Annotated in this window: 9 protein-coding genes; 4 read left to right on the forward strand and 5 right to left on the reverse strand. The window is 23.1% G+C overall.

What is annotated here, in order from left to right:
* Positions 1 to 7 precede the first annotated feature (7 nt).
* Both H0H66_RS02805 and H0H66_RS02810 read left to right on the forward strand, forming a co-directional pair.
* On the forward strand, positions 8 to 949 hold the full coding sequence (locus tag H0H66_RS02805; protein WP_185857910.1) for a bifunctional riboflavin kinase/FAD synthetase: 942 nt from the start codon (positions 8 to 10) through the stop codon (positions 947 to 949).
* Entirely contained in the window at positions 930 to 3,578 is a 2,649-nt protein-coding gene (locus tag H0H66_RS02810; RefSeq protein ID WP_185857911.1) for a PD-(D/E)XK nuclease family protein, read from the forward strand. The genes H0H66_RS02805 and H0H66_RS02810 overlap by 20 nt, the downstream gene beginning before the upstream one ends.
* Here the strand turns inward: H0H66_RS02810 and leuB are convergent.
* From leuB to H0H66_RS02830, 4 genes are read right to left on the reverse strand one after another with little or no spacing between them, the layout of a single operon-like run.
* On the reverse strand, positions 3,572 to 4,636 hold the full coding sequence (gene leuB / locus H0H66_RS02815; RefSeq protein ID WP_185857912.1) for a 3-isopropylmalate dehydrogenase: 1,065 nt from the start codon (positions 4,634 to 4,636) through the stop codon (positions 3,572 to 3,574). The two genes, H0H66_RS02810 and leuB, sit on opposite strands and share 7 nt — an antisense overlap.
* The gene (leuD, locus tag H0H66_RS02820) at positions 4,633 to 5,232 is read right to left on the reverse strand and encodes a 3-isopropylmalate dehydratase small subunit (protein WP_185857913.1); all 600 of its coding nucleotides are present in this window, start codon (positions 5,230 to 5,232) and stop codon (positions 4,633 to 4,635) included. The genes leuB and leuD overlap by 4 nt, the downstream gene beginning before the upstream one ends.
* Entirely contained in the window at positions 5,207 to 6,601 is a 1,395-nt protein-coding gene (gene leuC, locus H0H66_RS02825; RefSeq protein ID WP_185857914.1) for a 3-isopropylmalate dehydratase large subunit, read from the reverse strand. The genes leuD and leuC overlap by 26 nt, the downstream gene beginning before the upstream one ends.
* Before the next feature lies 1 nt (position 6,602).
* Positions 6,603 to 7,829: a 2-isopropylmalate synthase gene (locus tag H0H66_RS02830; RefSeq protein WP_185857915.1), complete on the reverse strand. Its 1,227-nt coding sequence runs from the start codon at positions 7,827 to 7,829 to the stop codon at positions 6,603 to 6,605.
* Between the two features lie 146 nt (positions 7,830 to 7,975).
* Between H0H66_RS02830 and H0H66_RS02835 the strand changes: the two genes are divergently transcribed.
* Positions 7,976 to 9,577 carry a hypothetical protein gene (locus tag H0H66_RS02835; protein WP_185857916.1) on the forward strand — a complete coding sequence of 534 codons (1,602 nt, stop codon included), beginning with the start codon at positions 7,976 to 7,978 and terminating at the stop codon, positions 9,575 to 9,577.
* Between the two features lie 371 nt (positions 9,578 to 9,948).
* Positions 9,949 to 11,223 carry a tyrosine--tRNA ligase gene (gene tyrS, locus H0H66_RS02840; protein WP_185857917.1) on the forward strand — a complete coding sequence of 425 codons (1,275 nt, stop codon included), beginning with the start codon at positions 9,949 to 9,951 and terminating at the stop codon, positions 11,221 to 11,223.
* A 2-nt stretch (positions 11,224 to 11,225) separates the two neighbouring features.
* Here tyrS and era read toward each other — a convergent pair whose 3' ends face one another.
* On the reverse strand, positions 11,226 to 12,116 hold the full coding sequence (era, locus tag H0H66_RS02845; protein WP_185857918.1) for a GTPase Era: 891 nt from the start codon (positions 12,114 to 12,116) through the stop codon (positions 11,226 to 11,228).
* Between the last annotated feature and the right edge of the window lie 9 nt (positions 12,117 to 12,125).

The following is a 12,125-nucleotide window of genomic DNA, read 5'->3' on the forward strand; positions in this document are numbered from 1 at the left end:
AAAAATTTTGAAAATTTATTCATTGATTGATGAATTTTCTTCTTTTTATCCATGTGTATTTACGCTTGGAATTTTTGATGGAGTTCATATAGGTCATCAAAAAATTATTCAAAATTTAATTTTGAAATCTCAAAAAAAGTATTCTTCTGTTTTACTTACTTTTCATCCACATCCAAAAGAAATATTACATTCTGATAAAGAATTTTTTTACTTAAATACTCTATCTGAAAGAATATCTCATTTGAAAAACATCGGAATAGAACACTTGATTATTCATCCTTTTACTATAAATTTTTCAAGATTAAAAGCAGAATATTTTTTAAAAAAAATCTTACAACCCAAATATAAAATTAAACAAATTATTACTGGATACGATTCTCATATTGGAAAAAATCAAGATAATTTTTATGAAGAATTAAAAAAACGATCTCATCGTTATGGAGTGAAAGTTCATTCAGTCACTCCTTATAAATTGAAAAAAAAAATAGTCAGTTCGACTTACATACGTGAATCTCTTTTATTAGGGAATATACAATGGGCGAATCAAGCTTTGGGGTATTTTTATACATTGTCTGGAAATGTGATCAAAGGAAAAGGAATAGGAAGAATGATGAATTTTCCAACTGCAAATTTACAAGTAGATTCTAAAAAATTAATACCTAAAAAAGGTGTTTATGCGGTAAAAATTAATTATTTAAATAATATGTATTTTGGAATGCTAAATATAGGAATTAATCCTACCATAGAAAAAGAAAATAAAAAAACAAAGATCGAAGTACATATATTCGATTTTTTTGAAAATATATATGGAAAAAAAATCAAAATTTTAATGATTCAAATAATACGTGAAGAAAAAAAATTTAATTCTATACAAGAATTGAAAAAACAAATATGTATAGATAAAAAAAATATACAAAAAATTTTTTCTTTTGAAAAAAAAAATAGATAAAATATTTCATCAGTGTATCTTGAAAAAGATCAATCATAAAATAATTTTTTTATCGAAGACTTCTATTATTATAGAATATATCAATAATAAATATAGTTCGAAATTTAGTTCTCAAACTCAATTTTTTACAATAGAAAAATTTTTTGAATTAATTTCAAAATTAAAAATTTTAGATAATCATTCAACACTCCTTTACTTTTTTTCTCTTTTAAAAAAAGAAGATTTTATAGAAAAAAAATTTCATGATTTTTTTAATTGGGGACCTAAAATATTAAATGATTTTCATAATATAGATTTCAACATGATTAATGTTGAAAATTTTTTTTCTTCTATTATCTCTACAGAAAAAATTAACAAATGGAATCTTGATTATTTAAAACAGGAAAAATTATTCTTTTGGGAAAAAATTCGTGAGTATTATTATATTTTACAATCTAAACTTTTAAAAAGAGGAATTGCTTATCATGGAATGCTTTTTAAAATAGCTATCTCTTATTTAGATTCTTTTTTACATAAAAATTTAAATACAAAAATTATATTATTTATTGATGATATTGCATTTAATAAATGTGAAAAAGTTTTAGCTAAAAAAATTATTCAACAAGGATTAGTTTATAATTTATGTGAAAAAAATGTTTCATTTTCAACTTTAGAATCTATAAATAAGAACAGTAATTATGAAATGCATTTGCAATATAATAATTTAAAAATTATTGGTGTTTCAAAAGAAATAGAACAAGTAAAAACTGTAGAGAATATTATATGTAAGTTGATAAAAAAAAATCAAAAATACCACAAAATACTTTTAATCCCAGGAGATCAAAATTTGACAATTCCATTAGTACATACTATAAAAAAATTAGGAATTAATATATCTTTTAACATAAATTATTCATTCAATAATATTTCTATTTATTATACTTTTTATTTCATATTGCAATTACTATTCAAAAAAGATAAATTCAAAAAATTTACTAGACAAGATGTTATACAAGTATTATCTAATGGATATATACAAAAATTTTTTTTAAAAAAAGATTCAATTTTTTTTAAAAAATTGAATATAGAAAATGATTCTGATTTTATTTGTGAAAAAAAAATAAAAAAATATTTACATAAAAATGATTTATGGATAATTTTTCAAATTCAAACTAATAATATCAAAATGATTCTTACAAGTCTTATTAGTTTTATTAGAAAGTTGAAAAAATTTTTAATAACCAACATTAAAAAACATTTTTTGGAATTACAATTTATTTTTCAATTAGAAAGTTATATACAAAAATTAAAAATCATAGTTAGAAAAAATAAAAATTTATCTTTAAAAATCAATGATTTGTTGAATATATATGAACAATTTACTCAAACAGGAAATATACGATATATATATAAAAATAGAAGAGGATTATATGTAACGGGTTTTACTGATATTTTTTACAAAAATTTTGATGTTGTGATTATTACATCCTTTAATGAAGGAGTAATTCCTCCAAATCATAATCATAATTGTTCTTTCATTCCCTTTGATATAGGTCAAAAATTACAAATCAATAACACCAATGAAAATTTTTATTTTGATCATTTAACAAGAATTATTCAATTTTCAAAACAAATATATTTAATATATAAAGATCAACCGGATGAAATTAATTCTGGAGAAAAAAGTCGTTTTATTCATAGAATAGAAATAAATTCTAAAATTTCATCAAATTCATCCGAAAGAATCAAAAAAACATTTTTTCCTATAAGTTCTAAAAAATTACCTATTGTAATTCATAAAACAAAATCTATAATTCAATGTTTACATAAATTAATTCATACAGGGTTATCTCCTTCTTCTATTCATTTATACAATTATAATCCTATTTTATTTTATTATAAGAAAATACTAAAGTTAAATGAACCAGAAAAAACGTCTTACAAAAAAAAAGTAGGAAAAATTATCCATGAAATATTAAAAATATTATATGATCCTATAAGAGGAAATTTGATAACCATCGATTATATACATAAAATGAAAAAGAATTATGAATCTGTTATAAAAAATATTTTTTTAGAAAAAAAAGAAATTATTGAAGGAAATAATATGTTTTTTTATTATGTCATCAAAAATTATGTAGAAAATTTCATTTCATGGGATGAAAAATTTGTGAAAAACGGACATAAAATTATTCTAAAAGAAGTGGAAATAAAAGTATCTTCGATATTAAATATCGGATCAAAAAAGGTTAATTTACATGGGATTATAGATCGTATTGATGAATATGATGGGACTCCTCGTATTCTTGATTATAAAATAGGATTTTCAAAAATTAAAGAAATTAATATTTCTTTCAAAAATATTGATACCATTTTTTATGATCCATATTTTTCAAATACTATGCAATTACTTATTTATGTTTATTTATGGTTTCAATCATTTAAAGAAAGTAAAAAAAAATCTCCGATTATAGGCATCATTTCTCCCGAAATGAATGGAGATATATTACAAGTTCCTATAAATATTTTTTGTGTTCAAGAAAAAAATATCACATATGAAAATTATAAAACCAATGTTCTTCCATTTCTTATCAAAAGAATTTCTGATATATTAGATCCTAATATTCCTATTATAGAAAAAACTTATTGATTTGTAATATATCTATCTATATAATCACCTACTTCTTCAGTAGAAGAAGATGATTTTGAATCACTCATAATATCTAGTGTAGATACTTCTTTTTCAAGAGAACTTTTAACAGCTTCTTCTAAAAGTTTTTTTTCTTGATGCATTCCGAAATACTCTAACATCATAGAACCTGAAAGAATAGATCCTAAAGGATTTGCTATATTTTTTCCTTTTGCTTTAGGATAAGATCCATGTATAGGTTCAAACATCGATTTATCGTATCCTATAGAAGCTGAAGGTAATAATCCTAAAGAACTTGTTAAAACACTTGATTCATCTGAAATAATATCTCCAAACATATTATCCGTTAAAATAATATCAAATCTATTAGGATTCATAATAATTTGCATAGAGGCATTATCTATATACAAAAAATCTAGAAGAATATCTGGATAATCTAATGATATTTTTTTAATGACTTCTCTCCACAATCTAGAAGTTTCTAACACATTAGCTTTATCCACTAATGTTACTTTTTTCTTACGATAAATAGCGGCTTTAAAAGCCATTTCGCCAATTCTTTCAATTTCGGATTTAGAATATATACAATAATCATAAGCTTTTTCTTCATTTTTATAACGACCTTTTTTTCCAAAATAAATTCCTCCTGTTAATTCTCGATATATAATAAAATCAACTTGATTTAAAAATTCCTTTTTGATAGGAGATTTGTCTAATAATTTAGGATAAATTACTATAGGACGAATATTACAATATAAATTCATTTTTTTTCTGAGTTTCAATAAGCCATCTTCAGGTCTCATTCCTCTTGGATTATGATCATATTTAGGATCTCCTATACAACCAAATAAAACAGCATCTGTTTTTAAACAAGAATCTATAGTTTCTTTTGGCATAGGGTCTCCTAATTTTTTTATAGCTTCAGATCCAGCTAATATATATTTATAATGAAATTCATGTCCATATTTTCTAGCTATAGAATTTAAAACTTTTATGGTTTGTTTTATAACTTCAGGTCCAATTCCATCTCCTTCTATGACAGAAATATTTTTTATCATACTAAAAAAAATTTTCTATTTTTTTCAAAATTTTCTACATCATTTTTAATAGAAACTAAAAAATCTATATCATCATAACCATGGATGAAACAATTTTTCTTATATGGATGTATATAAAATGTATCAAATTCTCTTGTTTTTAATATTGTAACTTTTTGATTAATTAAATCAACTTTTATTTTAACTTTAGGATCTTTTTCAACTACGTTAAACAATTTTATTAAAAAACATTTGGATACTTCTACAGTTAATAATCCATTGTTTAATGCATTTTCCTTAAAAATATCAGCAAAAAAACTAGATATTATAACCCTAAATCCATAATCAAAAATAGACCATGCAGCATGTTCACGACTAGATCCACAACCAAAATTTCTTCCTGACAAAAGAATTTTTCCATGAAAATTAGAATTATTCAATATAAAATTTTTATTTAAAGAACCATCCTTTTGATAACGCCAATCCATAAAAAGATTTTTTCCACATTCTTTACGTTTAATTTCCTTTAAAAAACGAGCAGGTATAATTTGATCTGTATCAACATCTTCTATAAATAATGGAACAACCTGACTAATTAATATCGTAAACTTTTTCATGAATATATTTATTAACATCTACTATTTTACCTTCAATAGATATAATTGCAGCAGTCAAAGGACTAACCAATAAAGTACGAGATCCTGGTCCTTGTCTTCCTTCAAAATTTCTATTAGATGTGGAAACACAATATTCTCCTGCAGGAATTTTATCATCATTCATTCCTAAACAAGCAGAACACCCTGGTTGACGAAAATCAAATCCAGATTCTTTAAAAATTTTGTCTAATCCTTCTTTTTTCACTTGTCTTACAACTTGATTTGATCCAGGAACAACCATAACTTGTACATGATTTGCTTTTTTTTTTCCTTTTATTATAGAAGCGACCAATCTTAAATCTTCTATTCTAGAATTGGTACAACTTCCTATAAAAATATAATTAATGATTTTTCCTATCAAAAATTCGCCGGAAGAAAACCCCATGTAATTAAGAGATTTACAATCCTTCTTCAAATAAGGAATTCTTTCAAATATTTTTATGGACATTCCAGGATTTGTTCCATATGTAATCATAGGTTCAATATTTTCAGCATTTAATATATGTTCTTTGTCAAATATTTTATTCTTATCCGTTTTTAAAGATTTCCAATATTCTATAATATTCTTTTCTTTGACTCTTTTGAATTCTTTACATTTTTTTACATAATCAAAAGTGATTTGATCTGGAGATATCAATCCACCTTTTGCTCCCATTTCAATACTCATATTACAAATAGTCATTCTTCCTTCCATACTCATTTTTTTTATAGTGGAACCTGTGTATTCTATAAAATATCCAACTCCAGCATTCACTCCTAATTTTGATATTATATATAAAATAACATCTTTTGGAGTCACTCCTTTTTTTAAATTTCCATTTATTTGAATTCTCATTTGTTTAGGCTTGGATAATAATAAACATTGGCTAGCCATAACCATAGAAACTTGACTAGTTCCAATTCCAAAAGCTATACAACCAAATGCTCCATGTGTAGATGTATGACTATCTCCACAAACAATTGTCATACCAGGCATAGTATGTCCTAACTCAGGACCAATGACATGAACAATTCCATTATTTTTATCTCCTAATCCATATAATGTGATTCCAAATTTATTACAATTTTTTGTTAATAAGTTAATTTGTCTTTTAGATAAAGGATCTAAAATAGGTAAATGCTGACGAATTGTAGGAACGTTATGATCTGCTGTTGCTATAATTTGACGGGGTCTAAAAACAGATAAATTTCTTTTTTCTAACTCCATAAAAGCCTGAGGACTTGTTACTTCATGTATATAATGTCTATCTATATAAATAACATATATTTCATTTTCTAATTTTTTAACAATATGCGATTCCCAAATTTTATCAAATAATGATTTTAACATTTTATACTACATTGATTCTTATATTATTGCTATTTGTATTATTGGTATGTAAGACTTGATTATTTTTTTCCTTATTCAAATTCGCTTTTTTTAATATTGTTTTTAATTCCATATCAGTAATTTCTTTTTTTTTATCTGCATACTTTAAAAAAATAGAATAAACTAAATCTAAAGCATTTTGATTTAAAAAATACCCTAATTTTTTGTATCGATAAGCTAAAGCAGATCGACCACTTCTAGCTGTAAGAATTATTGAAGATTTATCTATTCCAACGTCTTTTGGATTAATACTTTCATAAGTCTCCCTTTTTTTAATGATTCCATCTTGATGTATTCCAGAAGAATGAGAAAAAGCGTTAATTCCTACTATAGCTTTATTAGCTTGAACTTTCATTCCCGTACATTCTGATACCAAATTGCTAATAGAAGCTATTAATTTTGTATTAATATTAGTAAATAAATTGAGATGAGAATTTTGTTTTATAATCATAACTATTTCTTCTAAAGAGGTATTTCCTGCTCTTTCTCCAATCCCATTAATTGTGCATTCGACTTGATTCGCTCCGTACATAATACCGGTTAATGAATTAGCTGTAGCTAATCCTAAATCATTATGACAATGAGTCGATAATATAATTTTATGAATTCCTTTCACATTTTCTTTTAAAAAACGTATTTTATTTCCATATTCTTCAGGTAAACAATATCCTGTAGTATCAGGTATATTAATTACAGTTGCTCCATATTTAATTACATTTTCACAAACTTTTGCCAGAAAAATATTTTCTGTACGACCTGCATCTTCGGCATAAAATTCAACATCTTCTACAAATTTTTTGGCATATTTAACCGCATGTATGGCTCTTTCTATAATTTTTTCTGGAGTGCTATTAAATTTATAACGAATATGACAATTTGAAGTTCCGATTCCAGTATGAATTCTTGGTCTTTTAGCCGATTGTAATGATAAGCCCGCTGTTTCTATATCCTTATCGACTGCTCTAGATAGAGCACAAATTATAGTATTGGAAACTGATTTACAAATTTCTTGAACAGATTGAAAATCTCCTGGACTTGAAGTAGGAAATCCAGCTTCTATAACGTCTACACCCAAAAGTTCCAATTTTTTGGCTATTATTACTTTTTCTTTAGTGTTTAATTTGCATCCTGGAACCTGTTCTCCGTCTCGCAAAGTTGTATCAAAAATTTGTATTCTTCTTTTTTCCATTTTCCATATTATTGGATGATTTTCATCAAAACTATTTTTTACAAAATAAAAATAGAAATAAATTATTATAATATTTACAATATATAATTGTTCAAATTATTTCATATTTTTCTATTAATCAAAGCAAATATCATCATTATACTACAATGCCTAGTTACAATAATAATCAATCAGATCATCTTTTTTTATTAATTCAAACTTTATCGAAATCTGAAAAAAGAAATTTTAAACTTTATACAAATCGTATAAAAAAAAATAAACATGCTAAATTCATAAAACTATTCGAAATCATGAACAAAATGAGTTCTTATAGCGAAAAAAAAATATTAGAAAATACCCCTATAAAAAAAGAACAATTATCTAATATGAAAGCTCATTTATATAAACAAATTTTAATTAGTCTTAAAAAATTACAACATACTGTAGAAAATCATGATATACAAATACGCGAATATTTAGATTTTTCTAAAATATTATACAATAAAGGTTTATATATACAAAGCTTAAAACTACTAGGAAAAGCAAAAATTATTGCTAGATATTATGAATCCAATACTATTCTTTTAGAATTAGTAGAATTTGAAAAAATGATAGAATCTCAACATATAACTAGAAGTAAAAGCCTTTATTCTAGATCTGAAGAATTATCCTCAGAATCAAAAGAATTAATTGAAAAAATTAAATGTAATGATGCGTTATCTAGTCTTTCTTTAGAATTATATGGTTTATATTTAAAAGTAGGATATGTAAGAAATGAAAAAGACAAAATATTTATAGAAACATATTTTCGTACAAATCTTCCAAAGTTTGATATGGATAAACTTAGTTTTTACGAAAAATTATTTTTATATCAAGCTCAAGTATGGTATCATTATATTCGACAAGATTTCATAATGTGTTATAGATCATCTTATAAATGGGTAGAGTTATTTCAAAATCATACGAAATCTAAAAAAATAGCTCCAGTAATCTATTTAAAAGGATATCATTATTTGTTAGATACCTTATTTTATTTAAATCATTATTCAAAATTTATTCATGTATTAAAAAAATTTGAACAAGAAGTACAAAATGGAGAAATATTAATAAATGGAAATACGAAAGTATTAATTTTTATGTATACATATACTAATCGTATTAATAAACATTATATGGAAGGAAGCTTTTCAGAAGGAGTTAAAAAAGTAATACCATCATTATTTATAGAATTTAATAAAATTTTTAATCGTTTAGATTCTCATTATATTATGATTCTTTATTATAAAATTGCTTGTTTATATTTTGGTAGTGGAGATAATAAAAATACAATTCGGTATTTGTCAAAAATTATAGAAAATAAAAAAAAAAATTTACGACAAGATTTACAATGTTTTGCTAGACTTTTACATTTAATTGCGTGTTACGAAAGTGGATTGGATGAAAATATGGATCAAAAAATTAAATCTACATATAAATTTTTTATTCAAATGGATGATTGGTATATTGTACAAAAAAAAATTATTCATTTTTTTCAAAATTTGGGAAATGTATATCCACATCAAATTAAAAACCAATTTAAAAAACTGAGAGATAAATTAGTTAAATATTACGATCATCCTTATGAAAAAAGAACTTTTTTGTATTTAGATATTATTTCTTGGATAAATTCAAAAATAGAAAACAAATCTGTAGAATCGATTATAAAAGAAAAATTTTTAAAAACAATCAAGAATAAAAAATTATTTAATTCAATAAAAATATCACTCTAAAAAAAAGAATCATAAAATATGAAAAAATAAAATGAATTAAAATTTTCCGTAAAAAAAATAAATTTAAAACATGATAACAATCAATAATAAAATAAAAAAAAATACAAATACTAAAAAATAATTTTAGTATACAACACAATATATAACTATATGTAGTATAGTTATATTTTGAAGCAAACAAAAAAAATACAAAAAACAGACTATTCATAGGTAATAATAAAATATATATTTTTAATACAAAAGGAAAATATGTTTTAAAAATATAATTGATGAAAATGAGATCAGTTAAACTAAATAAGAAAGTAAATAAATTGTATTTTACGATTTTTTTTATCATAATCTAATAATTTAAAATTACGATTATTTATCCTATGCAAAATATTATTGATGAACTCTCATGGAGAGGTTTGATAAAAAACAAAGTTCCTGGTATAGAAAATCAATTAAAAAAACCTACGACTATGTATATAGGTTTTGATCCGACATCTGATTCTTTACATTTAGGAAATCTTTTAGCTATTATTATATTAATTCATTTTCGAAGAAAGGGACATAAATCTTTAGCATTAATTGGTGGAGCAACAGGTTTGATAGGAGATCCTTCTGAAAAAAAAGATCAAAGAATCTTTTTAAGTAAAAAAATTTTGCATAAAAATACAGAATCTATCAAAAATCAAATATTAAAACTTTTTAGTTTTTATTCAGAAAAAATAGAATTGGTCAATAATTTTGATTGGATTCAAAATATTTATTTTATAGATTTTATTCGTGAAATAGGAAAATATTTTACTGTAAATAACATGATGTCTAAAGATTCTGTCAAAAAAAGAATTAATAACAAAAAAAATGGAATATCCTTCACGGAATTCTCTTATTCTATTATACAAGGATATGATTTTTTATATTTGAACCAAATAAAAAATTGTCAATTACAAGTTGGAGGATCTGATCAATGGGGCAATATCACTACAGGTATAGAATTAATTCGTAAAAAAATAGGAAAAAAAGCGTATGGTTTTACTTTTCCTTTAATCATAAAATCTAATGGAATTAAATTTGGAAAAAGCGAAAAAGGAGAAAATATATGGTTAGACAAAAAAAAAACATCTCCATACAAATTTTATCAATTTTGGATAAACATTTCTGATTTTGAAATTGAAAAATATATAAAAATATATACTTTTTTTTCTAAAGAAAAAATTGAAAATTTAATTTTAGAACATAGAAAACATCCCAATAAAAGATTATTGCAGAAAAAATTAGCCCATAAAATTACAGAATGGGTTCATGGAAGTGAAATTACCAAAAAAATTATAAAAATTACGAATATATTATTTGAAAAAAATAATGAAGCTTTTCAATTATGGGATGATAAGACTTTTATTTCTATATATAATCATATTCCACATATGCTTCTATATTATGAAGAATTTGAAAAAGGAATTTTTTTATTAGATCTTTTAAAAAAAAGTGGTTTTTTTTCTTCCAAAAGTGAAGCAAATCGTGCTTTAAAAACAAATTCAATTCATTTAAATCAAATTCTTGTGAAAGAAAATATTCTGATTCAAAAAGAAAACATAGTAGAAAAAAAATATATTTTATTAAAATTTGGAAAAAAAGAATTTTTTATTATAAAAATTGAATAAATTTAATATCCGAAATATTTTAATTTTTTATAATCATATCGCCAACTATTACAAACTTTTACAAAAAATTTTAATTTTATTTTTTTTTTGAAAAAAAATTCGATGCTTTTTATCGAAAAAAATTTCAATTTTTTAATAGCATTTCCTTTTTTTCCTATTAATATTCCTTTTTGAGAATCTCGCTCTACATATATATAAGATAATATATCTATAAAAGTATTTTTATCCTGAAAAAGTTTTGTGTGAATTTCTACGGAATAAGGAATTTCTTTTTGATAGAAAAAAAATATTTTTTCTCTAATGATTTCATTGACAAAAAAATATTCCGCTCTATTAGTTAAATAATCTTTTGGATAATAAGGAGGATGATTAGATAATAAAGATTTAATTTTGTTCATTAATAGATCTTGATTCATTCTTTTTAATGCAGATATTGGTAATATTTCTGAATCAGGGAATAATCTGTGCCAATAATTTACAGTATGAGATAATGAACATTTTCCATATTTTTTTTCTATTTTATCTATTTTATTAATCAATATAATAATGGGAACATTTTTGTTTTTTTTTTTGAAAATATAATTGAATATTGAAACATCTTCAAATTTTCCTATTTCTGTAGTTAATAAAATAATATCAGCATCTTCTAATGATTTTTCTACATATTGCATCATAATTTTTTGCATGGGATAAATAGGATCAATCATTCCTGGAGTATCTGAAAATATAATCTGAAAATTAAATTCATTAATAATTCCCAATATTCTATGACGAGTCGTTTGTGGTTTATTTGTGATGATAGAAAGTTTTTCTCCTACAAGAGAATTCATTAAAGTCGATTTTCCTACATTAGGAGCACCTATAATATTAACAAATCCGGATTTATGAATCACTTTATGTTA

Origin of the sequence: Blattabacterium cuenoti (assembly GCF_014251595.1) — a bacterium.
In the GTDB taxonomy this organism is placed as follows: Bacteria; Bacteroidota; Bacteroidia; order Flavobacteriales; family Blattabacteriaceae; genus Blattabacterium; species Blattabacterium cuenoti_Q.